Genomic DNA, 25884 nt, shown 5'->3' on the forward strand with positions numbered 1-25884 from the left:
GATAGAGTCGCTTGTCAGGATGATGAGTTAGCAAGGACACCGCTAGGAAGGCGATGAATTGGATAGGTTAAAGGATTTAGCCACGTCAAGGAACGATGCAGGGAGCACCAGTTACCTATTGAAAGATAAGTAACGCGCAGTAGCAGGATGGCTACGAAAAGAATAGACCCCGTTTGGTGAAAGCCAAACGGGGTTTCCTTTTTTTGTAACGTCTAAAAGCTGTTAGCAGCTAACCGTTAATAGCAGCTAACCGTTAAAAGTCACGTTACAAAATAATGTTCATCAAGAACATTGCACCAAAGGCATTCAATACCGAAATCGCGATCATCACCGGGATATAACGACCTTCAGTACCAATTGGTCCCATAATACGACCCATGTATTGCACCTGAGAGCCCATCAAGTAGATAGCTGGCGCCAAGATAGCGATATGGTTGCCGTTCAGGATGCCTTGGTCAAACAGCGTTATAACCACACCCACTGCGCCACCCATCGACATCCAAGCACCAATCAATACTGCTGCCGCTTCGCCCGGTAAACCAAATACCGCCATGATTGGAGCAAATACACTGCCCATCAAATCCAGCGCACCGGTGATCTGCAATGCCTTGATAATCACAAATGCCATCAGAACATTCGGTACCGTAGAGGTAGTCGCAATAACCCAGCCTTTCTTAGCACCTTCAACGAAAATATCAGTAACCATTGGTTTCTTTGCTTTAACTTCGCTCATTATGCTACTTCCTCTGCCAGTTTTTGTTCTTTGTCTGATTTTGGTTTGTCTTCTTTGCCTTCAGTAATGTTCAGGTAAATACGAAACAGGTTCGCACCGACGAACTTGAAGATGAACATCACAGCCACAGCCAAACCAATTGATGATGTCACCGCCAAAGAACCATCCATCGCGGTTAGAGTGAACAGAACCGCACCTGAAGAGAAAAAGTTAACGATCGCAGCGCCCGCCGTAAACTGGAACATGGTGAAGACATCGGTTTCACGCTTAGTTAAATGCCCTTCATCTTTCAGCTGCCTCGTCATTGCTGCTCCCGCATCGGTACTTTGCAAAGAAGCAATCAGTGCCAAGCCTGAGTTCCCCGGAATACCCATTAGAGGGCGAAGCAGAGGTGTCAGTAGTTTACGAGCCGCGTCCAGTGCACCGTAGTGCTCAAGTACGTTGATCATACCCAGTGCAAACATCACGGTCGGAATAAGTGTCAAAGAAAAAATGAAACCGTCGCGAGCACCACTACCGCCTTTACCACGCAGTGACGTCGTTGCCGCTTGGATACCATCAGCCGTCTCACTGACATCGTAAGCGACTTTACCGAATGAACCGTTGAGCGTTGTAAAATCGAGCACTCCATACCATTCATTGGACTGCATTAAGCCTGAAAAGAACACAATCGCGAATGCGAGTGCGATATAGCTGCCGATCGTGACTTTACGATCGGTTTTAGTTGGATTAGTCATAAGGACCTCTATACATCTCGTTTATGTGGAACAGAACACGTATAGATAGTGCAAACTAATGAGCAATAGGTTAATGACCAAAATCAAATAGCGTATCGGTTTGAACAAAAGAACCACAGCAACATATAAAACTGTGATTTAGATTTAAGAGCAGAGGTATACGCTAAAATAATTAGAATATTTCACATACAAAACTAAACAAAATTCGCTTCAACAGCGCAACCAAAAACGCACATAATCACCACACAAATAAGGTTTCAAATGACAGGTTTTTACCTAGTCTGATCTCTGATAATGATGTAAGTGATCTCTTACATGCTTTTTTTGTTCAATTTTAATTCGATTATAATACAGCGGCTTAAATCGTGGTTACGCTTCTAAAATGCAATCGTTTACCTATTATTGGTTGAGTTTTGAACCATGGCTAAACCGTGAGCCATTTTATAAAGAATTTGAGCTTAATTCGAAATTTCAGCCCTTAGAGGTGCTATAGACTTCGCGCTGCCAATATCGAAGGCGAACGGTGGTGATGATGATGGAAATGAGAACGCTTAAATATCAAGTAATGGGCAAAGGCATGTGGATCACTGCAACGGTATCTCGCGCAGTAGCGGACAAACTTGCGCTGGAATATCAATCCTACGGCTGGCCTGTTGAAGTATGTGCCGCAGAACAAACACTGACGTTTGATCTCAATGCTGCATAATATTGGCAATGGCGAATAAGCTCTATCGGTACTAAACCCGGTAGGGCTTTTTCCCTATAATCTCTATTTTCCCTATAATCTCTATTTTCCCTACAATCTCTATTTTCTCTATGATTGACGAGTTGCCGATGATCGACCGTTTTCCTATAAACGATGTGTTCCTATAATCGACGGCTTTCACTGTGACCTCACGTTTTCACCCGATCTACTGTTTTCTATATAATCTATTGAATTATTAAGATATCTATCACACTGCACATGGTTATTTAGGTCTACGCTTTTACCCGTGTTAATAACTTATTAACTTCGGAGCGTAATCCATGTTAGGTATCCAGCTTTCTGCTGTTCTCTCTTTATTATTTTTTTCTACGGTAGCAGGCGCTGCCACTTCTCAGTTGGGAGAGCCACTTAAGCTAACCAGTTCATTTGTTGGCTACCTATCGCTGACTATTTTCGTTGTCGCCTACATCGTGGTGATGATGGAAGAATACCTAAAGCTCCGAAAATCCAAGCCGGTTTTACTTGCTGCGGGCCTGATCTGGATCATCATTGGCTTCACCTACCAAGAACACAACCTCACTGAGGTAGCGAAACAAGCGCTCGAACACAACCTGCTGGAATATGCCGAGCTATTACTCTTTCTGCTCGTCGCCATGACATACATTAGTGCTATGGAAGAGAGAAGACTGTTTGATGCGCTGCAAGCGTGGATGGTAGGCAAAGGCTTCAATTTCCGCTCTCTGTTCTGGATAACCGGTATTCTGGCCTTCTTTATCTCGCCTATTGCCGACAACCTTACGACAGCTCTATTGATGTGTGCCGTTGTTCTCAAGGTTGCAGGCTCTAACCCTAAATTCGTTAATCTCGCTTGTGTGAATATCGTGATAGCCGCCAATGCTGGCGGCGCGTTCAGTCCATTCGGTGACATCACAACGCTAATGGTATGGCAGGCTGGTTATGTGAGTTTTAGTGAGTTCATTCCTTTATTTATCCCTTCGGTGATGAATTACCTCGTCCCTGCGTTGATCATGTCTTATTTTGTACCCACGACTCAGCCCGACACGGTTCATCAACACGTTGAATTAAAACGTGGTGCAAGACGAATCGTATTCTTGTTCATCATGACAATAGCGACCGCGGTTGCTTTCCATGCCGTACTCCACTTCCCTCCTGTGATGGGGATGATGATGGGGCTCGCCTACCTGCAGTTCTTTGGTTATTACTTACGTAAGACTTTACCCAACTCACTCGCGAAGAAAAAAGCGGTGGCGATCGCCAATAACGATGAAGGCGCCCTGAAACGACTCGGTTCTGTTGTGCCATTCGATGTATTTCGAAGAGTTTCGCATGCCGAATGGGACACGTTGCTGTTCTTCTACGGCGTCGTAATGTGTGTCGGTGGCTTGAGTTTACTTGGATACTTGGAATTAGCCTCGGGCGTGATGTATAGCCAATGGGATCCAATTTGGGCCAACGTCATGGTGGGGATCTTATCGGCTATTGTCGATAACATTCCGGTGATGTTTGCCGTGTTATCCATGGAACCCCAAATGTCGATGGGCAACTGGCTACTGATCACCTTAACCGCAGGTGTCGGTGGTAGCTTGTTATCTATAGGCAGTGCAGCAGGTGTGGCGTTGATGGGGGCGGCGCATGGAAAATACACCTTCTTTGGACACCTGAAATGGATGCCAGTGATCATGATTGGCTATGCCGTCAGTATCGCCGCTCACCTATGGCTGAATGGCGATCTTTTCTAGTAAAACGCTCTAATGCATATCAGCTAGAGGCTTCTCAACGCGTGTCCAGACGTTACTTAACTGCATCGCTGGACACTGGTTGCAGGTTAACACTGCACCCTCGTGTTGAATGCGCATCACTAGTCTAGAGTCAGTTCGACTGCTTCCAGAATTGAACTCAATGGTGATCAAGTCATCATCAACACGATAGGTTCGAGTCACGGACTTATCCGTTGTTTGATAAGTCACTTGCCCGGATTCAAAAAGTAGATAACTGTCATTATCTACGTTCTCATACATACCTTTGAACAGAGCAAGCTGTGGAAGCTCGAAAGGTCGACTGGTATCAGTTAAACAACCCGTCAGCAATAGTGCGCTACTGCAGCAGAGTATAAGTAAATGATGGCTATTCATTTGGGCATCCTTGCCTAGAGAGCATGGTTAAAGGATATGCAACCAAATAAGTATTTTCCAGAAAGCGGCAGTTTTATTGCAAAGTCACACTTTAAGAACCCTTAACGTTCACCAATAATTGATACGCAATTTTCAAAAAACATTCCGAAAAAGACTCTTTAATCTTCTTCTCTTCCCTCAATAACCAATAAGCGCTGTTTACGTTCTACACCACCGGCATACCCGGTCAGCTTGCCATTTTTACCAATCACACGGTGACACGGCACAATCACTGACACCGGATTTTTTCCATTCGCTAAACCCACGGCTCGCACCGCTTTGGGGTTACCAATCGCATCAGCCAGTTGTGCATAGCTCCATGTTTCTCCATAAGGAATAGTCATGAGCGCTTGCCAAACCGATTGCTGAAATGGCGTGCCCTTTGCGGCGATCGGCACAGAAAACTGGATTGATTCACCAGCAAAATAACGATTGAGCTGGTCGGCGACCAATTCAAAGATCGGAAAGCCATCATCTTGAACGCCTAACTGTTCTGGCTTGGTGGTGTATGTTTCAAACCAAAGGCCGAGCAGCCCTTCATCGTTCGCCTGTAAAGTCACGGTGCCCAATGGGCTCTCATAATAAGTAAATCGGTTAGCCATAATATCTCCTAGCCTGCTATTGCATATGTTTGTGGGTTGCAGATGTTTGTGGGTGCTCTTTCTATTAAGACTGATTCCAACAATGGAACGTGGCGTAACTTCCCCAAGGCGAAACACTCTCTGCATTAATGGCAGGTCGATGCTCAATGAACTTCTTCACCACCAAATCACCAACCAACAGGTGGTTAGGTTCGCTTAACCCACGAAGCAGTGCGTATTGAATCGTCCAAGGCCCAATGCCCTTTAGCTCAATCCACTTAGAAGGGTGCTCAGCTTCATTGTCGACCATGTATTCGGCAAAACGCTTTAAGGTCTCTTTACGGCTTCCCGGCATTCTTAAGAAGCTGACATCAGCCTCCGCTATCTGTTTCGGTGTTGGGAAGCAAACATTCTCATGTTCATCAGAAAGCTCTTTCACCAATAAGTTAAGCTGCCCAATCGCCGCGGTTACCGAAACTTGCTGTCCGAGAATCGCTCTTACTCCGGCTTCCCAAGCACTCCACACGCCAGGAATGCGGATGCCACTCTTAGCCACTAAGTTGGGGTCAATGGTTGTAAAGAAGGCCTCAACCTTGGCAATATCAACATCAAGGTCGAACATGCGTCGAATGTTAGCAATCAAGCTTCTTAACTGGCTTATATCTTCCAACTCAAATTCAATATCTAAGCGGTTCTCTTTGGCCAAGGTGGCCTTGAACCAACCCTTTGACCCATTAACTTTCACTGTGCGTTTGTAATAATCTTCGCCAACGTCTTCTACACCTTCAATCATTCTTCGTCGATAGAAACCCAGCAAATGCTTCCAGTCTAATGGGCCGTGAAAGACTAGCTGAATATGATTGCTCAGGTTTTCACTTAGCTGTGTTCGTCGGATTTGGCTTGGCGAGAGCTGCAGCTCTTTTAGAAAGGCATCATTGAAACGACGCGTGCTATTAAAACCACTCGCAAAGCCAACATCGGTAATGCTCATGCTACTGGTGTGCAGCAACTGCTTGGCAAACATCAATTGGCTATAAAGGCTATATTGCTTCGGCGACACGCCGATGTAATTGTCGAATAAGGTTCGTAAATAACGATCGGAAATACCTAATCGAGTGGCAAGGTCGACGATTGACCCTGAGTTCAGCGCACCATGATCAATCAACTGTAAAGCACGCAAGAAAGTCGTTTCAACACCTTTCCAAGCTGGAGAAAAAGGTGCGCTGTCTGGCCGGCAACGTAAGCATGGGCGATACCCAGCCTTCAAGGCTTGAGCTTGATGAGAAAAATACTCGACATTTTCTTCTTTGGGCGGGCTTGCTGGGCAAATCGGACGACAAAAAATTCCGGTGGTTTTTACTGCCGTAAAAAACATCCCATCAAAGCGAGCGTCTCGCGCATATCGAGCCAAATGGCACTGCTCACTCGTTAACGTACTGTTGTGATGAATATTTCTCGACATGCTGTGCTCTTCCCATTTGCCATAACTTTTACTCCGATACCTAAAAGTTTACCGTGAACTGTCATTGTCGCTAGCCACTTTCGGAACTGAAGGTTAGATAAATCACAAAAAAGGGTTTTATTTTTACGCAATTCGACTAAATTTAACCTTGAGAAGAAACTCTTCTCACAACGTCAACGATAGGTACTTAGCACACTAAGATGCAGAGACCTGTCGAATATAAAAAGGAAAAGGCTATGGTTCTTCACACGTGTCGTATTGTTTTATCAAACCAACAGGTTCTCACCAGTCAATCAGTCGAGCAGTCTCTCAGCTTTCTTGAAGACGAAGCGAGTAAGGGGATTTCTAAAATTGAGATTGACGCAACGGATGGCAATCAAATCCATTCATACCTGTCACACTCTCTTGAAGAGTCTATTGAGAATCTAATGAATCTCTAGAATTTTCGAAGAATAGTGCTTTGAAGTGATAGGGCTTTTAAAAAAGGTTACGCATACCAGGCTTAAACTGATTTATCCGAGTTAGGGTTATCTCTGATTTGGCAATGAAGATCATCTCTGGTTTAAAACGAAAATGGCTCCCAACTATATAACTAGTTAGGAGCCATTTTTTATTGAAGCTAATCAACAAAGCCGTTGCTTACCGCGAATGCCGTTACTCTGGTGCTTGTTCAGCGGCTTGTTGCAACGTATAAGCGGTCGATGGATCAATCTCGTTAACCAACTTCTCGACCTGCATGATCGCATCAACCGAGGTGCTGCTTTTGCGGTAGCTGAGATAAATTGGGCGATACCAATCTTCAACCCCTTTCACCTTATGCAGCTGACCTGAGTCGATAAAAGGTTCAACCATAGAAACAGGTAAATACGCACTGCCACCTTTCTCTAAAATGAAATCGAGGGCAATACGAGCCGTAGAGGTACGTAAATACGGAGCTGGCACTTTTGGGTGACGCTCGGCATGTTCAGAACCAAAACGCGTTCCCCAATCGACATACACATACTTATGTTGGAACACAGATTCCAGATCATCTTGCCGCGTTGATACCAACACCAAAACCAAATCAGCGACTTTTTTACAGTTCAGCTCTTCCGCTTTAATTTGATCGAAGGCGAAAGCCATATCTAAGGTTCGCTCTAGCAAATTACGGTTCAGTTGCTCGCGCCCCATCACCTCAGCCATAAAGCCATAACCACCAAAAGAATCGGTCACTACGCTTAAACAGTTTTGCAGATACGCATCCCAAATATTCGGAGTGCCACCTAGTGTTAACTGCAAGGCTTTTCCACTCTCTAACGACAGCTCAAACTTGGCTTGTTGTAAGGTGGATACCATCACTTCAGCATAACCAATCAAACGCTCACCGGAAGAGGTAAGCTTGATGTTATTGCGGTCACGAATGAAGAGCTGAGTATCAAAATAGCCTTCAAGCTGTTTGATCCGCGCACTCACCGCGGCTTGTGTTAAATACAAGTTTTCAGCTGCGCGCCCAAAGTGGCGCACCCTTGCAACCTCAAGAAAGGTTCTAAATACTTTCACATCCATCAAAAATACATCTCTGTAATAAATCTGCTAACTAGCCGATCTAGGATTGTTTATCGTAAAGGCAAAAACGTTTTGTTTCCTATTTTAGCCTTTTAACAATATTTTCGCGTGAGCAATAAACACTAATTTCTATCTAACCACATTACTGAGGCTGATATGTCTGAGACCGAATTCCGACACGGAAAAAAACGTTTTTATGACACCATTAAATTCCCACGAGGGTTCGCTAAGTCAGGTGATTTTACTCTTTCAGAAGAAGAAATCCTAACCTTGTTTGGTGACACTATGCTTGCACTTGAGACTGGTGAACTAACACCGACCAATGCTGAAGAAAGACATTTCATCAAAGTATTGGCTCACCCTCATAAGGCTAAGTCCAAGTTAGACCGTGTTTGGTTGAAGTACATTCAACTGGCTCGTGGACGCCGTCGCTTTCATACCCTAAACGGCTGCAAACGCGGTGAAGTGCCTAGGGAAGAATACGACAGAGAGTTAGTGTTAGAAGATTAGTAAAACTGCTCAAAGTGATACCCAATCACTTTGGGCTTTTTTTCATAGCATATTAGCGGCGACTTAAAACAAACACGCATCTTCTTCGTAATTCGTAAGTTTAGCCAACCTGTCCAGTTTTACCAATATTTATAGAAAATTCATAGTGATAGCTTTGAATAATCACTATTCTTAAATATACCCATGCTCATTCACGCCTGTCGGTGATACTTCCTCACTTTTTCTCCTCTTTTTTGCACGGCAGTGCCACATAAGCATCACTCTTTGATCATACTTCCATTGCACTCCTGACCATCCAACCACTCATCCACTAAACAAAGCTTGTTGATCTTTCAGACCCTGAATCAAACCCACCTGACGATATATGACAAACGTATTAATCTTGTTTAACGCTACCAAATATCCATACAATAATTGTGCAAATTTGAGAGTTCTAGTCACAGATACGACGAAAAAAGCAAAAACTTGACCTAAAACAATAGCGGAATTTAATAACTTATTTTATAATGCGAATTAATGTTTCAGAACACTATAAAATTTTATTTCTAGGGGCAAAATCAATGAGACTTATTCCATTAAGCAACAAAGCTAAAGTAGGTAAATGGGCTGCTCGTCACATCGCAGATTCTATCAACAAATTCGCTCCTACTGCTGAGCGTCCATTTGTACTAGGTCTTCCTACTGGTAGCACACCTCTAACTACTTACGCTGCGCTAATTGAGCTACACAAAGCTGGCGAAGTAAGCTTCAAGCACGTTGTAACATTCAACATGGATGAGTACGTTGGTATCGACCCTAACCACCCAGAGTCTTACCGCACATTCATGCACGAGAACTTTTTCAACCACGTTGATATCCAAGCAGAAAACATCAACCTGCTAGACGGCAAAGCTGAAGACATCGATGCTCACTGTGCAGCATACGAAGAGAAAATCCGTTCATACGGCAAAATCAACCTGTTCATGGGCGGCGTAGGCATCGACGGTCACATCGCATTCAATGAGCCAGGTTCTTCTCTATCTTCACGCACTCGTATCAAAACATTGACTGAAGACACTCGTATCGCGAACTCTCGTTTCTTCGATGGCGACATCAACCAAGTTCCTAAATACGCACTAACTATCGGTGTTGCTACTCTTCTAGATTCTGAAGAAGTAATGATCCTTTCTCTAGGCCACAACAAAGCGCAAGCGCTTCAAATGGCTATCGAAGGTTCTGTAAACCACATGTGGACTGTTACCGCTCTACAGATGCACCGTAAAGCTATCATCGTTGCTGATGAGCCAGCTCAACAAGAGCTAAAAGTTAAGACTCTACGCTACTTCCAAGAGCTAGAAGCTGAGAACATCCAAGACCTATAATCGATTGTCTTGAATAGAAAAAGCCACTGAGTGTGGCTTTTTTTGTACCTGCTACTTTTGTATTTGATAAGCGGGGGAAAGTGTCGAGAGTTTTTGATAGACACAAAAACAACAAAGCGATTTCTCCAACGAGAGAAACCGCCATCATTTTAAGCTTTGGATTGAAACGAACGAACAGCTACAAGATATGTAGGATGTGAAACAAGATAAGCAGGACTGCAAACTAGAACTAAGAACTCAGTGCGTTATCTCGGCATAAGGTCGTGATAATGTCAGTGATAGCCAAAACGATCGTCGACTTCACTTTCTGATTGTGTCGACCCAAGAACATTTGAAGCATTGGGCCCGACATGGTTTCCACCATCTCCGAGTCATATTCGATAGGCATTATGCGTTGAATCGCCTGCACCTTGTTGAGCTCAAATATCACGTCGACTTCTGTGAAGCTGGTGTCTTCACCTTGTATTTTCGCCCACTCTTTCAAGGTAACGAAAATCTCTAAATCATCGTAGAGCTCTTTACTGATCACACCAAGCCCTAATAGCAGCTTAGCGCGGATCATAATCTCGCCTAACGGCCCGCCACTGTTGAGAAGTGGTTCAACAACAAATTTGATTGCCGTGTCGTCTTTCTTGAAAATGTTTTTTAATACGGCATCTACCGTGTCGTCCAATGCATCGTAAGCCGCCATTAGACAGGCGCTAGCGCTCTCAGCTTCAGATAGGGCTTCGAGTAATTCAGTTTCGTGGCTAGTTTGTATTGGCATAACGGCTCGACAATAAGAAAGTGCCACTGGTGTGGCACTTTGATGGTTTATCATTTCAATGCTAGATAAGCTTCTTCCGCTAGTTTAACAACTTCTGAGTCACTATTCAGCTCAGAATAATGCGCTAATGTCTCAGCAAACCCTTTTTCTGCGAACATTGCTTGAAGTTCAACCGCTTGTGGGTCGTCTTCATTCTTGTAATGGAACGCAGCTGCGATTGCTTTTACTAAGTGAACATTCGGTAGGCCGTACTCTAATGTGCCATTCAGAGGCTTAACTAGGCGGTCTTGTGGGCTCAGTTTACGAATTGGCTGACGGCCAACACGGTCTACTTCATCACGTAGGAACGGGTTAGCAAAACGACCAAGAATCTTTTGGATGTAGGCAGCGTGAGCTTCTGGATCAAAACCGTAACGCTTAATTAGAACCGCGCCACTCTCTTCCATCGTTGCTGTTACTTCAGCTCGGATTACGTCATCTTCGATAGAGTCTTTGATTGTCTCATGACCCGTAAGTACACCAAGGTATGCCGTTACCAAGTGACCCGTATTTAGCGTGAACAGTTTACGCTCAACGAAAGCCATTAGGTTGTCAGTGCATTCCATACCTGGGATGTTTGGAATCTCACCCTTAAATTGTGTTTGATCTACGATCCACTCGCTGAACGTTTCAACGGTTACGGCTAGAGGATCTGTTTCGCCCGCTTCTGCCGGTGGAACAATACGGTCAACCGCAGAATCAACAAAGCCAATGTGCTCTTCAGTGAACGCTTTCATTTCCTCAGAAAGGTGCTCTAACACTGCTGCTTTTAATTGGCTAGTACCGCGAACCATGTTCTCTGCCGCGATAATGTTCATTGGTGCCGTGTTGTTTGCTGCTGCACGCTTTTCAATGCCTTGAGCGATAGATTTAGAGATAATTTTAAGAACAGTAGGGCCAACGGCTGTCGTCACAAGATCAGACTCAGCGATGCAATCTACTACAGCGCTTGCCGCTGAGTTTACTGCTGTCACGTTCTTAACCACTTCTACAACACACTCTTCGCCAACAATCTTAACTGGGTATTCTTGGCGTTCAATTAACGCATTTACAACCGTTTCATTTACGTCAGCAAACGTAACCTTCATACCTGCATCAGAAAGAAGCTTACCAATGAAACCACGACCGATATTACCTGCACCAAAATGTAACGCTTTCATAATTTTGACCTTATAAATATTTGAATCTAGATAGCTAACGGCTCAACAACATACCTTGACGATGTGCCTTAGGCATTAAGCAGTAAGCTATTCAGACTGAATCTTGTAAGAAAGATTAAGACCGAAATGAGGCCAGTAGGGGGATACTGGCCTCCTTCACTCAGGAGCTTGACTAGAGCTTTTTAGTTTCCGTTGAGAATACGTAGAACATCAGCAGGGTTTGTTGTGTTCTGTAAGCATTCCACAGCTTCTTCATCATCGAGTGAATTGGTAATAGCCATCAGCACCATGTTGTGCTCATCGCCTTGTGCGGCAATACCGATAACCATCTTCGCGATATCATCTTCATCTTCACCCCACTGAATACCTTCAGGGTACTGACAGAAAACAATGCCGGTTTTTTGTACATATTGTTTTGCTTCGATTGTGCCGTGTGGCACAGCGATAGACTCACCTAGGTAAGTAGACACAAGCTCTTCACGAGCAAACATGCCGTCTACGTATTCCGGTGATACGTTGCCAAGTTTTACTAATTGTTCGCCAGCAAACTTGATTGCGTCTTCTTTCTGAGTCGCTTTTAGGCCAAGGAAGATGCTGTCGTCTGTCAGTGCAAGCTTGTTGCCTTCTTGTGCTGGAGCGGCAGCAGGCGCCGGAGCTTCTACTTTCGCTTCACCACTTTGAGCATCGACAAGCTCAGCAACTAGTTGGTCGTATACGCAGCCGTCTAGGAAGTTGCTTAGCGACATATGCATCGCACCTGGCACAGTGCTACGAGCACGGTCTGTTAGGTCTTTATGCGTAATAACGATTTGCGAATCAGCCGGTAGGTTGTTGATTGCGTAGTTGGTCACTTCAATGTCTAGGCCAGCTGTTGCTACTTTCTTACGTAGTAGACCTGCACCCATTGCACTTGAACCCATACCCGCATCACACGCTACATAAACAGCTTTAACATCCGCTAGGTTTACATCAGCTCCTGATGCTGCACCTTTAGAAGACGCTTTCATGTCTTTCATCTGTGCAGACGCTTTTTCTAGTGAGTCTTCGTCATCACCTTGAGCTGAAGTCTTAAGTAGGATTGAAGCTACGATGAAAGACACAGCCGTTGCAGCGATTACAGAAAGTACAACACCGATGTAAGAGCCTTTAGGTGTCATCAACAAGATAGCGAAGATAGAACCTGGTGATGCTGGAGAGATAAGGCCAGAATCGAACACTACGTTAGTGAATACACCCGCCATACCACCTGCAATTACAGCAAGGATTAGACGTGGGTTCATTAGAACGTAAGGGAAGTAAATTTCGTGGATACCACCTAGGAAGTGAATGATAGATGCACCAGCAGCAGATTGCTTCGCGCTACCTTTACCAAACACCATGTAAGCAAGTAGAAGACCAAGACCCGGACCTGGGTTTGCTTCGATTAAGAAGAAGATTGAACGACCAATTTCTTCAGATTGCTGGATACCTAGTGGAGAGAAGATACCGTGGTTGATTGCGTTATTTAGGAATAGAATTTTCGCAGGTTCAACAAAAATAGATGCTAGAGGTAATGCACCTGCTTCTACCATTGCGTTTACGCCAGCAGCAAGTCCGCCAGATAGAATCTTAACCGCAGGACCAATCACGATGAACGCGATGATCGCACAGATCATGCCGATGATACCCGCAGAGAAGTTATTCACTAGCATTTCGAAACCACTCTTCACTTTACCGTGAACAGCTTCATCGAATTTCTTAATTGCGATACCACCTAGTGGACCCACAATCATTGCACCCATGAACATTGGGATATCAGTACCAACGATAACACCCATTGTCGTGATGGCACCCACTACCGCACCGCGGTCACCACCAACCATTTTACCACCGGTGTAACCAATCAATAGTGGCAGTAGGTATGTAATCATAGGGCCAACCATTGATGCTAACGTTTCGTTAGGCCACCAACCGGTTGGGATGAATAGTGCAGTAATGAAACCCCACGCAATAAATGCGCCGATGTTTGGCATTACCATATTGGATAAGAAACGACCAAAGTTTTGAACCTTAATCTTTGCTTCTGGTGATAACATAGGTAGAACCCCGTAATGTATTGGTTGGTCAAATGACCGAAAGTGTGTACTCAAAAGTCGATTAAAATGTATCACAACATTTCCAAAATGCACCTTAGCCCAACTTTCGTGACAAACATCACACTCAAAAAACACTTTAGGGTTAACAAGAGCACTTTAGATCACAAAAACACCATGAATTTAAATTACAAAGCCAAATTGATGAGAATAAATATCATTAACACAAGATCTAGATCACACTTTATTTTGTAATACTTAAAAATAAATAGTGATACAAATCACACTTAATAAAATGTAGCATCTAAGATCTATATAAACCGTATAAAAGAACATCGTGTCACGTATAGAAAATATGCACCCAGATGAGAAAAATCGCTAATTATGTAATTTAATTACAAAAAGAACCACATTTCCCACAACATCAAAACCAGACATGACTTTCTACTAAAAACATAGACCAGTGAGCTGCAGTTAGCATTAGTAGATGTGATATGGTAGTTACCAGTGCTATCACATCATGTATCCCTCCAAAACCCATCAGCGGATCACTCTGCTATTTGAGAAAAGACTATGTCAGACAAAATTTCCACATCCGCACTCGCTAAACAAAAAGGCATAGAAGCTAAAACTTTATTTAGCGATCTAAAAACAGCGGGTTATATCGTGCGCTCACAAGAGCGCTGGGTTCTTACAGAACGAGGAGAAAGCTTTGGTGGGGAATATGTCGAACATAAGAAGTTCGGTGTCTTTATTGTCTGGCCAGAGAAACTGCTTATCGATTTGGATTCATTCTCAGGCAACACATTGACCGCCACTCAGCTCGGCGGTGCCTTTCAACTCAGCGCAAAGAAAATCAACTTATTGCTCAATGAGCTTGGCTGGATAACAAAAGAAGACGACGGCTGGCATGTCACCTCTACAGGCTTAAAAGCCGGTGGTGAACAAAGAGAAGATAAAGCGACTCAAAACTTATTCGTGGTATGGCACGACTCACTGGTTCGCAATAAACGTTTGAAGCAGTCTGTTGTTGAATTCCTAGGGCATGATGCTGAAAGCCACTCTACTGATGTGTCATTTTCCAGTTTTCGTCAAAAATTTGAAGCGAAGCACCGAAGCTTAGATGGGCATTATGTTCGTTCAAAGGGAGAGCTGATCATCGATAACTGGCTTTATATGGCAGGAGTGGTTCATGCGTACGAGCGTCCGCTGCCGATATCAAAAGAAGTAATGAGCGATTTCTACCTGCCAAGCGGCAAGGTATACATTCAGTTCTGGGGAACAGATTCAGGCCCTATAGAAGAAGACAAACGAAATGCGACCAAGAAAATTTACCAAGAGCACGGTTTTAGCTTGATTGAACTTAACCCTGAAGATATCCCAAACCTCGACAGCGTACTTCCCTCTTTATTACGCCAATATGGAATAAAAGCGTACTAACTGGCTGATTGTCGAAAACCAACACACATCCAGATCACACTAATTAAATCATTATGGACATTACCAACCATAGTGATTTGATGTGTTCGCTATTTTTCCCAAGCCATTCTTCTATTATCTTACACCCATCGACTTGAGCTACCGCAGATACTCGATTTATGGGGGCATGTTCGATAGCCATTTAAGCGTTAGGTCTTTTAGAAATTGACGGTTCTAGCAACGATTTTGATAGAGATACTGCCTAAATGCGTTGTCCGTTTATTGTTGACGTTACCGAACATAAAACCCTACAACATTTATTATTGATAGATATTAGGATTCAACATGACTCATCCAATCATTACTGATCTAAACACTCGTTACACAGCTAAAAAATACGATGCCGACAAACGCATCTCTGCGGAAGACATGGAAGTAATCAAAGAAGCACTTCGTTTATCAGCTTCTTCTATCAACTCTCAGCCTTGGAAATTCATCATCATTGAGAGCGACGCAGCAAAACAACGTTTCCACAATACTTTCGAGAACATGTTCCAGTTTAACCAACCACATGCGAAAGAAGCGTCACACACGATCCTGTTTGCTCACGATCCTAAATATACTAAAGAGAAATTCGCGAAGCGTGCTGATACAGAAGTAAGTTCTGGTCACCTACCTGCTGAAATGTACGAGCAATTCTTAGGTGCTTACGCATTCGCAGAAATGAACACAGACGAAACGGGTTTCAACGGTAACTGGACTAAGTCTCAAGTGTACATCGCACTAGGTAACACAATGCACACACTGGCTCGTCTTGGTATTGCATCAACACCGATGGAAGGCGTAGATGCCGCTATGATCGGCGAAGAGTTTGCTGATGAACTGGAAGGTCACGTTGTTGATGTAGCACTGGCTATCGGCTTCCACAAAGACGGCGAAGACTACAACCACGGTAAACCAAAAGCGCGTCTAGCGCTTGATGAAGTGGTTACTACGCTTTAATAGCAGAAAGAAACAAATCGCACTGCTTTATTTGGCCAGACGCTCGTCTGGCCTTTTTTGCATCTCAAGTCGACCAACCTAACCTATCAGCAACTAAAAATTTACCGCTAGACCCACGTACACATTATCGTTGTACTCAAAGTCCTCAGACGCTTCTTTATAACCCGTCTTAAATGTCATCGCGCCTCGTGTGTAACCAAGCTCTGCTCCATACACAAAAGCCGTATCAATATCGTCATTGAAGTAATGAACACCACCAATTGGCGCGAAGTAAAAATTGCCATATGGGAACTGTGGTTTGATGTTCACACCAAACGAATGCACGTCATCACTGTACTTTGCGTATTCAAGCTCGTAGCCAAAATCAAGCTCAGCACTTGCGGGAAAATAGAAGCCATATTGAAAGGCGTATTTTGAGTCATTCGTGAGAAAGTCACCACCTAGATATACCGTTGACTCAGCAAAAACCATGCTTGGCAATAAAGCAGCGAAGGTAAGTAATTTCTTCAACATTTCTTTTCCTGTTCAGACATTATTTAAACAAGCTAAAACTATCATGCTGTTTAGATACAGACTGTAAGAGACTGTAAGAGACTGTAAGTACCACAATGTCTAATTGACACTGATGATTCATTTTAATCACAAAAATTGATGAGTCATTTAGACTCAGAACTAAGCTCAAAAAGAAAACAAAGACAACAAAGACAACTAAAACAATTACTTAAAAACATGGCACAACTAGTGCAATGAGAGCCTTAGATATTTAAATAAGGTATTATCATTATGACTATTCACGTTAAATCAAATGTTCATTGGGTCGGCGTCCATGATTGGGAAATCGAGCACTTCCACGGTAAGGAATACCACATGAACAAAGGTACGAGCTATAACTCGTATCTGATCCGTGAAGAGAAGACAGTGCTTGTCGATACTGTCGATCATCGCTTTACTGAACAATTCCTTGCAAACCTAGAGATGGAAATCGACATCAACGAGATCGACTACATCATTTGTCAGCATGCAGAAGAAGATCACTCAGGCGCCCTCTCTGCGCTACTGGCTAAAATTCCGAACACGCCCGTCTACTGCACAGAAGCTGGCGTTAACTCTATTGTTGGCCATCACCATCAGCCTGATTGGAACTTCAGAACCGTCAAAACCGGTGACACTCTTGACGTCGGTAACGGAAAACAACTGATCTTCGTAGAGATGAAAATGCTGCACTGGCCAGACTCAATGGCGACTTACCTAACCGGTGATGAAATCTTGTTTAGTAACGATGCTTTCGGCCAACACTACTGCGACGAGAACCTATTCAATGACCAACTAGACCAAGTAGAGCTGCATGACCAATGTCTGCGTTACTTCTCAAACATCCTGACGCCTTTCGCGCCTTTGGTGAAAGCGAAGATAGAAGAGGTCCTGAGTTTAGGCGTGCCAATCGATGTGATTGCGACTTCTCATGGCTGTATTTGGCGTGACAACGCGACTCAAATCGTTGAGCAATATTACGAGTGGTCTAAAGCGTACAAAGAAGATCGTATCACCATTGTCTACGACACCATGTCCAATAACACTCGTATGATGGCTGACGCAATCGCAAAAGGTATCCGTAAAGGCAGCCCAGAAACAGCAATCAAAGTCTTTAATATCTCTAAGCACGATAAGAACGACATTCTTGCCAATATCTTCCGCTCAAAGGGCGTGCTTGTTGGATCATCGACCATGAACAACGTGATGATGCCGCAAATCGCTGCACTACTAGAAGAGATCCACGGCCTGCGCTTTGCAGGTAAAAGAGCTGCAGCATTTGGTTCTTCAGGTTGGACAGGTGGCGCAGTAAAACGTATCGATGCTCGCTTACGTGAAGCCAACTTCGAAGTGAGCGCACCTCAGCATATTCACTGGAAACCAGATACAGACGCACTTCGCCAATGTATTGATTACGGTATGACACTGGCTGAGGTTTGGCGTGTAAATCCAGACGAAGTCAGCGCACCAAAGCAAGTATCACGCAATGTTACACCGCTTGAAGCCGCACCAGCACCAACACTAAGACCAACACAAACAAGCACGACGGCAGAACTCAGAGACACGACAGAGCAGAAGCCTGAAGTAGCTCAAGACAAGCCTGTACACGGTGCAGATTGCACTTGCTGGCGTTGTACTGTTTGTGAATGGGTGTACGACCCACAATTGGGTGAACCCTACCAAGGCGTTGAACCAGGAACACCTTGGGCACAAGTGCCTGATGATTTCCTTTGTCCAGAGTGTCACTTAGGTAAAGAAGTGTTTGTGGAGAAGTAATATGGAAAATATTGTTATTGTGGGTGGCGGTTTTTCTGCCCTACAAACCATCAAGATGCTCCGCAAAGCTGACCAAAATATCGCGATCACTATGGTCACCGCTGATGCAGGCATAGAGTACAGTAAACCCAATCTTTCGCATGTGTTTAGTCAGGCTCAAACACCTCAGCAGCTTGCGGTCAATACTGCTCAACAACTAGCTGAGCAATATAACGTTGTCATTAAAACCAACGTTTGGGTGAGCGAGGTTAATACCGAGCAACAATTCGTTGTCGCCGGTGATGATGTCATCCCGTATTCAAAACTTGTGCTGGCGACAGGTGCTACACCTTTCATTCCGCCAGCCGAGGGCTTGAACCCTGAAGCGACCATTACGCTAAATAGCTTAGAAGAGTTCGGAAAACACAAAGCTCAGATCGATGTAGCCAAGCGAATCACCGTTATTGGTGGCGGGCTCATTGGAGTTGAGCTCGCATTCGACCTTCAAACTGCGGGCAAAGATGTCACGATTATCGAACCCGCAAGTTATCTGTTGAATAGCCTTGTGCCACCTTTCGTTTCGCTTGAATTGGAAAGAGAACTGATAAAAGCTGGGGTTACCGTCGAAACCGACTCTGCGATTTGTCGAGCGACTTACCTGTCTGATGGAGTGAGGCTGCAAACCACCTCTTCTCGATTGATACGAACAGATATCGTGATTGCCGCAGCAGGGCTAAGACCAAACACACAGTTAGCCACGCAAGCGGGAATAGAAGTAAACAGAGGCATTGTGGTCGATGACACCCTGAAAACCAGTGCTAACAATGTGTATGCGATTGGTGATTGCGCTGAAATTGAAGGTCGTGTGATGGCCTATTTACAGCCAGCAATCTTGTCGGCAAACGTGTTGGCGAAGCAGCTGACTATGGATAAAGGAGAGGGCAAAGTGGGCGAAGCAAAGCTCAGCTTGCCTCATATGATCACCAAGGTGAAAACACCGAGTTATCCTATTCAACTGGCAGGTCGTGATATTCACACAGCCCAGAATTGGGAAACACGATTTGAACCTAACGGGCTTATCGCTAAAGGCTTCAATAAAGATAACCAGTTGGTTGGATTCATTGTGACGGGAGAGCACACCAAAGCAGCGTTTCCTCTTCTTAAAGAGCTACAAGCAAGCTCACCCGCATAGGCTCAATAATATACGTTGAATAAAATAAGCGGCATGCGCTAATACAAAAAAAGCCAGTCAACAGACTGGCTTTCTTGTATTCATCTTAGTGCGATTAGCTCATCGCATTTAAGCAAAAACGAACCTTAACCGATAAACGAGATGTAACCTTGAAGGATGATCAGGTTAACGATATCGATAAAAAAGGCACCAACGATTGGCACAACCATGAAGGCTTGTGGCGACGGACCGAATCGGTTCACCAAAGAACCCATGTTCATTACCGCTGTTGGTGTTGCACCTAGGCCGAAACCACAGTGACCACCCGCCATAACCGCTGCGTCGTAGTTAGAACCCATTACTTTGAAGGTTACAAAGTAAGAGAAGATACCCAACACCACAGCCTGAACCGCAAGGATAACCAAGAACGGAATCGCAAGGTCAAAGATGTTCCAAAGCTTAAGGCTCATTAGCGCCATAGCTAAGAACAGTGACAATGACACCGTACCAAGAATATCGACCGTTTCGCTGTCGGTTTTATGCAGCTTAGTCACTTCAAAAACGTTAGTGATGAACACACCGATAAACAACGCGTAAACGAAGTCAGGAATCATCAACCAAGAAATCTCAAAGGTTGCTACCCACTGCTCTAGGTATTTCGCACCCGTGATACAGATAAGAAGGATGAACAAAATTTCAATCACCTTCTTCGCTGTCACTTTGTCTTCTTCATACTCGTTGTAAGTAACAAGTTCAGGAAAGCGCTCGTGGGTTTGCGTGCCAGTACCATACTCGGATTCAAGCTGGTTTTTATCAATCAGCTTTTGGGCTACTGGACTACCGATAATACCACCGATGATCAAACCAAACGTCGCTGAAGCCATCGCGATTTCTAGAGTATTGGCAATGCCAAACGTGTCTGAAAAAGTTTGAGACCAAGCTGCGCCCGTGCCGTGACCACCCGAAAGCGTGATAGATCCAGCAATCAACCCCATCAAGGGTTCAAGGCCTAGTGCCGTCGCAAGTGTTACCCCTACACCGTTTTGGATAATGATGTAAACCGAAGCCACCCCTAAGAATAGGAATACCTTAGCACCACCTTTTATCAACTGCGTGTAGTTAGCCGCAAGGCCGACCGTTGCAAAGAACATCAACATAAACGTGTTCTGCAAGGGCAAGGAAAACTCAAGATCAAGGCCGTTAAAGTGCAGGGCTGTAATAGCAAAAGCGACAATCAAGCCGCCGACAATGGGCTCTGGGATGTTGTACTTTTTGAGAACCGGAAGCTTTGCATTGACGAAATGACCTAGAAACAAAACACTAATCGCGATTAGGAAGGATTCTAGTGGTCCAATTGAAATTAATTGATTCATATAACCTCTATTTTTTTACGTTCTCATCTTCCTTAATGAGTCTAGTTTTATCTGTGCTGCTCTACCTATATTTATACAAACTGGAGAGAAATTGTAGATTCGAAAAGCGAACACATTACTGCGTTCACTTGGTGCCATGTTAGTGACACGTTAACTTTTATAGGAGATAAAAGGATTTGTGACAACAATCACCTCCAAAAAGTTGATAACGGCGTGAGTATCCTTGCCGCTGACTCTGCTTTTTTAATACCTAAAAAAGCAAAAAGGAGCTATTACTAGCTCCTCTTTCATCACCATCACTGGTAATTAGAATTTTTTCGGTGCGTAACCAGTCATAACCTCAATGCGAAGCTCTTTACCGATCTTCGTCATTGGGTGAACAATTACGAGCCCTTTTACAGACTTCTTAAGTTTACCCATATCCGCTTGCTCAGCTTTTGTAATCTCACGGCTAAATGGCATATCAACCAAAGACTTACGCTCTTGATTTACATCGAAGCTTTCTTTGTGTTTCAACTGAGCAATTTTCTTGGTTAGCTTCTTAATCTCGTCTTCAAATTGACGAACAACAGGACGATCATTACGAGTTTTAGCAGCCGCTAACTTGTTGCGACACTTGTCTAGACGGTTGTTAATTTGTTGAAGTTCGTTTTTAACACTCATAATAATTTCCTAAGATTTAACAAGCCAATTCGGATTGGGGCGCGGAGTATAGCACAAGGGTTCACTTGAACCGAAATTTATCTATCAATTACCAACAGAAACGAATCACATCAACGCTGGTCATTCAGCTCGCCAATTCTTTGTACCCAAACCTCAAAGCGGGTCACTCATTAATCAGCCAGTGTCGACTTCAAAAATTGCGGTCCTCGATGCTTCAAAATTCAGTCTAAACTTGTAATCTAACCACCGTAAATAACTTAATTAACTTAATTAACTCAATTAACTCAATTAACTCAATTAACTCAAATAACTTAAACGGCTTAAACAGCGTAAGGTACATAACTTGGATCGCGTAACTTGAGTTACATGACTTAGGGGGATCACCTTAACACCGAGCCTGAATCGCAGCATAATCACAAGGATAGCCGATGACATTATTGAAACGAACACTAGCCTACAGCCTAGCCCTTAGCTCAGTGTTTGCCGCAACTTATGCATCTAGTGAACAAACAACCCAAAATAACCTAATCGTTGAGTTCTCTTCACCACAAAATACTGAAGAAGAGCAGCTCAAACGTGAAATTCAAAACAGTGGCGTCAATGACACTGTGATTGACCTGTCAAACCAAATCTTCATGTTTGAAAAGCCATTAACCATTCAATACGGCGGGGAAGAAGGTCCACTCTACGATCCACAAACCCATCAAGTGCTTATCCCGTATAGCTTCTACTCTGAGTCGCTTAATTACTTTGAAAAGAATCAATACGAAAAAGAGTATGGAAAGACCGCGCAAACTGGGGCTATCGATACCTTGCTTCATACTCTACTGCACGAAGCTGGGCACGCTTATATCGAAGACCAGAATATTGCCATACTGGGCAAAGAGGAAGATGCCGTTGATAACCTTGCGACCGTGCTTTTACTTAACTATGTAGAACATGGAGGTGATGCCGCAATCAGCGCCGCTGACATGTTCGCTTTCGAGTCAGAAGACCGCCCTGAATATTACGACTTGGGTGAATACATTGATGAGCACAGTTTTGATCTACAGCGCTACTTCTCCACGTTATGCTTGGTGTATGGCAGCGATCCTGATGCCTACAAGAACTTGCTCGATGAAGTAGAAAACGACTATTTGAAAGATAGGAAAGAGTTCTGTGTGGAGCACTTTGATGTCATCAATGCCAACTGGCACCGTTACCTAAAAGAGAACGACGAGAGCTAATGGTTTAACCTTCTCTATTGGTCTTCTTCAATAACAAGCGGCTTAGTGTTTTTCTAAAGCCGCTCTCAGTAATCTATAAATCCAAGATTTGAAGTGGAATATATCTTAGTCCTGTGACCTTAGACCTTAGACCTTCACTTTATACTTCAGGTCTTGGGCTTCATCACCGGTCATGCCTCGAAATCCCCAACAGTGTGCAGGTTGTTCCTTGATGGTTATTTCGATATCAATAGGAGAGATAGCTAACTGCTTCTCTATCTCAGAAAATATCTTCTTAATTAAGCGCTTCTTGGTGTTGACCGCTCGACCTTCCATCATATTGATCTCTATAACGGTATAGGCTTCTGTTCTTCCTTCTGGATAAAAGAAATCATCTCGCTCCAATGGTACAAATCGATGCGCTCGCTTGTCATCGGGTAAACCCATTTCACTGTTTAAGCACTGTTGCAACACATTAGAGAGCTGCAACTTAATTGGATTCAAGCACTCTTTGATACCATATATAACAATCATGACCATTCCTTTGATGCGATGTCAGGTAAAGAAGAAGGTTAGATAGAAGCATCGTCTGGCGACTACCCATCCGCTTACTATTCGTACATATATTACCTAATGACGCGTATGAAAGAAGGTAAAAACAATGAATTTATGAGCATGTGCAACAAAAAATCATCTGCTTTGGCTCATGTCTGTAGCTCATCACCCAATAACAACAACCACAATCAATTGATCGAACACCACCGAGTCCACGTATATCTTCTCAAATTACATTTGAACTAAGGAGTGCTATGTGCCGAATTCATCGAGCCAGACCACACGGACAGACGCCGAACCAGAGACACTCGTAGAGTCTTCTCTCGAGCTCGCCGTATTTCCTCTTCCGATATTCCTTCTGCCCGGAGGTCGCCAGAGGCTACGCATCTTTGAACCAAAATATCTAGCTATGGTTGCACATGCGGCCCAAGGAGATGGGTTCATTATTGCCCCCCAAGACAGCAACAACTCTGAACATCTCAGTTCTTGGGGAACCAAAGTGTCCATCGTTGATTTCAACATGTCTGACGACCAAATTTTGGAAATCGATGTCGAAGGCCAACAGCTGGTTCAGCTTCACGGACCATTTCGAGACGACGATGACCTGATAAAAAGTCAGTTCAGGTTGTTACCTCATTGGCCAGATCTAGAATGCAAAGTACCGAACGTATTTACTGCATTCTTAGTACAGCTGTTTCGAGACCACGATTCAATCAGAACGCTCTACCCCACTCCAGACTTCGAAAGCCCACGATGGATCTGTGCGCGATTACTCGAAATGATGCCTATCCCATTGGAAAAGAAAACAGAATTTACCGAACCCGCTAGCTTTCCTTCTTTAGTTCCTTTTTTGAATCAAATCATTACGGGGCAATAAGCACTTTTCTTCACTATAATTTTGTATAGTGGAAATTAATTTAAATTAAAGTGATCCCGACCTTCTCCTTTCACGTAGTGCCACTCAAATTCGCATGATGGTTAAGTACTATGCAAGTCGAAAGCAGAAGTTCAGGGAACGGCAAGGAGCATGTCATTATCCCCGACAACAAACTACCTAATGAAATTAAGGTACCTACAGAGCTCTCAAGCTGGTTGATTTTGGTTGGTTCAGACCGAGACAAACAAGCCTTCACCTGTTTGTTCAAGTTCTTCGCACCTAAGATCAAGCGTTTTGGAATCAGCAAGTTGGGCAGCGAAGCTGCTGCAAACGAGCTAGTTCAAGACACGATGACTAACGTTTGGAAGAAAGCGCATCTCTATAACGAAGAGAAAGGCGCTGGGACTACTTGGGTCTATACCGTGATGCGAAATGCAGCCTTCGACATGCTACGAAAGGTGAAAGCAAAAGCAGAACAAACCATCGCTGACGACATTTGGCCAATAGATGCAATGGTCGCGGAATCTCAAAGCGATGAATTACCGTTTGGTGATCACTTGATGAGCCGCCATGTAATGACCCAAATAGAGAAGTTGCCTTTGGCTCAGAAAACGATTGTCAAAGGCGTGTACTTTCAGGAGTTGTCACAAGAGCAACTCGCTCAACAACTTGGCGTCCCACTTGGAACCGTGAAATCACGTCTAAGACTCGCTTTAGCCAAACTTAAGGTTCACATGGGGGAACAAGATCATGATTAAACATCACCCAAATGCCGCAATTTTGAAAGATTTTGTCGATGGCACACTCGCAGACTCAGTATCTTTGATTGTCTCTAGCCATGTAGAACTGTGTGAACACTGCCAACAACAAGTAAGCATGTTGACGGCGCAAGCTGCTGACTCAGTCTTTGAAAGCGATACATCTGCCTTTGAAAGTGATACCTCAGGGCTAAAACTGTCTGACAGCGAAATGGATGCGTTCCTATCCGATGATGGGGAGTTTGATTTTGATGCGATTGCTCAAATCACTGCTGATTCATCTCAAGCTATCGAAGTGACACCCGAAGTTCAGCAAGTTACGGTTGCAGACACCACGTTCACTATTCCTCGCGCGTTGAACTCAGTGGCGAGAAAAGACTGGATGAACTTAGGCAAAATTTCGCGCGCAAGACTCGATTTTGATGACGAAGCACACCACACCAGCTTGCTGCACATCGACAAAGATGGACAAGTGCCTTGCCACACCCACAAAGGCTTTGAGATTACGCTTCTTTTAGAAGGCAGTTTCGAAGACGAAATGGGCGTCTACAACAAAGGCGACTTCATCTGGTTAGATGGTGACCACACCCACCAACCAGCCACCAAAGAAGGTTGTGTGTGTTTAACTGTTTCAAGTGATGCGCTTTACTTCACAAAAGGTGTGAGCCAGTTATTCAACCCACTGGGTAAATACATTTATTAGATTGAAAA

At 44.0% G+C, this 25884-nt stretch carries 26 protein-coding genes; 13 read left to right on the forward strand and 13 right to left on the reverse strand.

Features of this window, described 5'->3' with window-relative positions; all coding sequences use genetic code 11:
• Positions 1–265: 265 nt before the first annotated feature.
• Both M4S28_RS18195 and M4S28_RS18200 read right to left on the reverse strand, forming a co-directional pair.
• Positions 266–733: a YjiG family protein gene (locus M4S28_RS18195; protein ID WP_004737023.1), complete on the reverse strand. Its 468-nt coding sequence runs from the start codon at positions 731–733 to the stop codon at positions 266–268.
• On the reverse strand, positions 733–1470 hold the full coding sequence (locus M4S28_RS18200; RefSeq protein ID WP_249633428.1) for a nucleoside recognition domain-containing protein: 738 nt from the start codon (positions 1468–1470) through the stop codon (positions 733–735). Before M4S28_RS18200 ends, M4S28_RS18195 begins: the two co-directional genes overlap by 1 nt.
• Positions 1471–1999: 529 nt before the next feature.
• On the opposite strand from M4S28_RS18200, the gene M4S28_RS18205 reads away from it, so the two are divergent.
• Together M4S28_RS18205 and nhaD are read left to right on the forward strand one after the other, a co-directional pair.
• Positions 2000–2176 (forward strand): hypothetical protein, encoded by a 177-nt coding sequence (locus tag M4S28_RS18205; RefSeq protein WP_004732739.1) that lies wholly within the window; start codon positions 2000–2002, stop codon positions 2174–2176.
• Between the two features lie 320 nt (positions 2177–2496).
• Complete coding sequence (nhaD, locus tag M4S28_RS18210) at positions 2497–3936, forward strand: sodium:proton antiporter NhaD (protein ID WP_004732738.1); 1440 nt, start codon at positions 2497–2499, stop codon at positions 3934–3936.
• 9 nt (positions 3937–3945) lie between these two features.
• Here nhaD and M4S28_RS18215 read toward each other — a convergent pair whose 3' ends face one another.
• The 3 genes from M4S28_RS18215 to M4S28_RS18225 all read right to left on the reverse strand — a co-directional run bounded on the left by M4S28_RS18215 (position 3946) and on the right by M4S28_RS18225 (position 6411).
• Positions 3946–4329 (reverse strand): hypothetical protein, encoded by a 384-nt coding sequence (locus M4S28_RS18215; RefSeq protein WP_249633429.1) that lies wholly within the window; start codon positions 4327–4329, stop codon positions 3946–3948.
• A 158-nt stretch (positions 4330–4487) separates the two neighbouring features.
• The gene (locus M4S28_RS18220; RefSeq protein ID WP_076645085.1) at positions 4488–4970 is read right to left on the reverse strand and encodes a methylated-DNA--[protein]-cysteine S-methyltransferase; all 483 of its coding nucleotides are present in this window, start codon (positions 4968–4970) and stop codon (positions 4488–4490) included.
• A gap of 64 nt (positions 4971–5034) precedes the next feature.
• Entirely contained in the window at positions 5035–6411 is a 1377-nt protein-coding gene (locus M4S28_RS18225) for an AlkA N-terminal domain-containing protein (protein ID WP_249633430.1), read from the reverse strand.
• Positions 6412–6647: 236 nt separating this feature from the next.
• Here M4S28_RS18225 and M4S28_RS18230 point away from each other — a divergent pair, with 236 nt between their 5' ends.
• Positions 6648–6851: a hypothetical protein gene (locus tag M4S28_RS18230; protein WP_004732734.1), complete on the forward strand. Its 204-nt coding sequence runs from the start codon at positions 6648–6650 to the stop codon at positions 6849–6851.
• 214 nt (positions 6852–7065) lie between these two features.
• On the opposite strand, the gene M4S28_RS18235 is transcribed toward M4S28_RS18230, so the two are convergent.
• Positions 7066–7956 carry a LysR family transcriptional regulator gene (locus M4S28_RS18235; RefSeq protein ID WP_249633431.1) on the reverse strand — a complete coding sequence of 297 codons (891 nt, stop codon included), beginning with the start codon at positions 7954–7956 and terminating at the stop codon, positions 7066–7068.
• Between the two features lie 156 nt (positions 7957–8112).
• On the opposite strand from M4S28_RS18235, the gene M4S28_RS18240 reads away from it, so the two are divergent.
• Both M4S28_RS18240 and nagB read left to right on the forward strand, forming a co-directional pair.
• A complete protein-coding gene (locus M4S28_RS18240) occupies positions 8113–8466 on the forward strand; it encodes a MaoP family protein (protein WP_017092459.1) in 354 nt (117 codons plus the stop codon).
• 560 nt (positions 8467–9026) lie between these two features.
• A complete protein-coding gene (gene nagB / locus M4S28_RS18245; RefSeq protein ID WP_004732731.1) occupies positions 9027–9827 on the forward strand; it encodes a glucosamine-6-phosphate deaminase in 801 nt (266 codons plus the stop codon).
• A 229-nt stretch (positions 9828–10056) separates the two neighbouring features.
• Here nagB and M4S28_RS18250 read toward each other — a convergent pair whose 3' ends face one another.
• The 3 genes from M4S28_RS18250 to M4S28_RS18260 form a co-directional block, all read right to left on the reverse strand.
• A complete protein-coding gene (locus tag M4S28_RS18250) occupies positions 10057–10593 on the reverse strand; it encodes an MltR family transcriptional regulator (protein ID WP_193835446.1) in 537 nt (178 codons plus the stop codon).
• A gap of 50 nt (positions 10594–10643) precedes the next feature.
• Positions 10644–11792: a mannitol-1-phosphate 5-dehydrogenase gene (locus M4S28_RS18255; protein ID WP_249633432.1), complete on the reverse strand. Its 1149-nt coding sequence runs from the start codon at positions 11790–11792 to the stop codon at positions 10644–10646.
• A 182-nt stretch (positions 11793–11974) separates the two neighbouring features.
• A complete protein-coding gene (locus M4S28_RS18260; protein WP_249633433.1) occupies positions 11975–13867 on the reverse strand; it encodes a PTS mannitol transporter subunit IICBA in 1893 nt (630 codons plus the stop codon).
• A 570-nt stretch (positions 13868–14437) separates the two neighbouring features.
• Here M4S28_RS18260 and M4S28_RS18265 point away from each other — a divergent pair.
• On the forward strand, positions 14438–15304 hold the full coding sequence (locus M4S28_RS18265) for a hypothetical protein (RefSeq protein ID WP_017077056.1): 867 nt from the start codon (positions 14438–14440) through the stop codon (positions 15302–15304).
• A 324-nt stretch (positions 15305–15628) separates the two neighbouring features.
• On the forward strand, positions 15629–16285 hold the full coding sequence (locus M4S28_RS18270; RefSeq protein WP_017077057.1) for an NAD(P)H-dependent oxidoreductase: 657 nt from the start codon (positions 15629–15631) through the stop codon (positions 16283–16285).
• 93 nt (positions 16286–16378) lie between these two features.
• Here the strand turns inward: M4S28_RS18270 and M4S28_RS18275 are convergent, their stop codons facing one another.
• Positions 16379–16798, reverse strand: coding sequence for a hypothetical protein (locus M4S28_RS18275; protein ID WP_249633434.1), 420 nt, complete (start codon positions 16796–16798; stop codon positions 16379–16381).
• Positions 16799–17068: 270 nt separating this feature from the next.
• Here M4S28_RS18275 and norV point away from each other — a divergent pair, with 270 nt between their 5' ends.
• Positions 17069–18592: an anaerobic nitric oxide reductase flavorubredoxin gene (gene norV, locus M4S28_RS18280; RefSeq protein ID WP_249633435.1), complete on the forward strand. Its 1524-nt coding sequence runs from the start codon at positions 17069–17071 to the stop codon at positions 18590–18592.
• Position 18593: 1 nt separating this feature from the next.
• Positions 18594–19763 carry an NADH:flavorubredoxin reductase NorW gene (norW, locus tag M4S28_RS18285; RefSeq protein ID WP_249633436.1) on the forward strand — a complete coding sequence of 390 codons (1170 nt, stop codon included), beginning with the start codon at positions 18594–18596 and terminating at the stop codon, positions 19761–19763.
• Between the two features lie 125 nt (positions 19764–19888).
• Here the strand turns inward: norW and gltS are convergent, their stop codons facing one another.
• A complete protein-coding gene (gene gltS, locus M4S28_RS18290) occupies positions 19889–21115 on the reverse strand; it encodes a sodium/glutamate symporter (protein WP_249633437.1) in 1227 nt (408 codons plus the stop codon).
• 306 nt (positions 21116–21421) lie between these two features.
• Positions 21422–21778, reverse strand: coding sequence for a YibL family ribosome-associated protein (locus tag M4S28_RS18295; RefSeq protein WP_004732722.1), 357 nt, complete (start codon positions 21776–21778; stop codon positions 21422–21424).
• Positions 21779–22206: 428 nt separating this feature from the next.
• On the opposite strand from M4S28_RS18295, the gene M4S28_RS18300 reads away from it, so the two are divergent.
• Positions 22207–23004 (forward strand): DUF4344 domain-containing metallopeptidase, encoded by a 798-nt coding sequence (locus M4S28_RS18300; protein ID WP_249633438.1) that lies wholly within the window; start codon positions 22207–22209, stop codon positions 23002–23004.
• 126 nt (positions 23005–23130) lie between these two features.
• On the opposite strand, the gene M4S28_RS18305 is transcribed toward M4S28_RS18300, so the two are convergent.
• Entirely contained in the window at positions 23131–23517 is a 387-nt protein-coding gene (locus M4S28_RS18305) for a tautomerase family protein (protein WP_004732720.1), read from the reverse strand.
• A gap of 277 nt (positions 23518–23794) precedes the next feature.
• On the opposite strand from M4S28_RS18305, the gene M4S28_RS18310 reads away from it, so the two are divergent.
• The 3 genes from M4S28_RS18310 to M4S28_RS18320 all read left to right on the forward strand — a co-directional run bounded on the left by M4S28_RS18310 (position 23795) and on the right by M4S28_RS18320 (position 25876).
• On the forward strand, positions 23795–24415 hold the full coding sequence (locus M4S28_RS18310; protein WP_249633439.1) for an LON peptidase substrate-binding domain-containing protein: 621 nt from the start codon (positions 23795–23797) through the stop codon (positions 24413–24415).
• Positions 24416–24525: 110 nt separating this feature from the next.
• Positions 24526–25173, forward strand: coding sequence for a sigma-70 family RNA polymerase sigma factor (locus M4S28_RS18315; protein WP_061021181.1), 648 nt, complete (start codon positions 24526–24528; stop codon positions 25171–25173).
• Entirely contained in the window at positions 25166–25876 is a 711-nt protein-coding gene (locus M4S28_RS18320) for a ChrR family anti-sigma-E factor (protein ID WP_249633440.1), read from the forward strand. The genes M4S28_RS18315 and M4S28_RS18320 overlap by 8 nt, the downstream gene beginning before the upstream one ends.
• Positions 25877–25884: the final 8 nt, after the last annotated feature.

The organism is Vibrio sp. J383 (assembly GCF_023503985.1).
GTDB classification, from domain to species: domain Bacteria; phylum Pseudomonadota; class Gammaproteobacteria; order Enterobacterales; family Vibrionaceae; genus Vibrio; species Vibrio splendidus.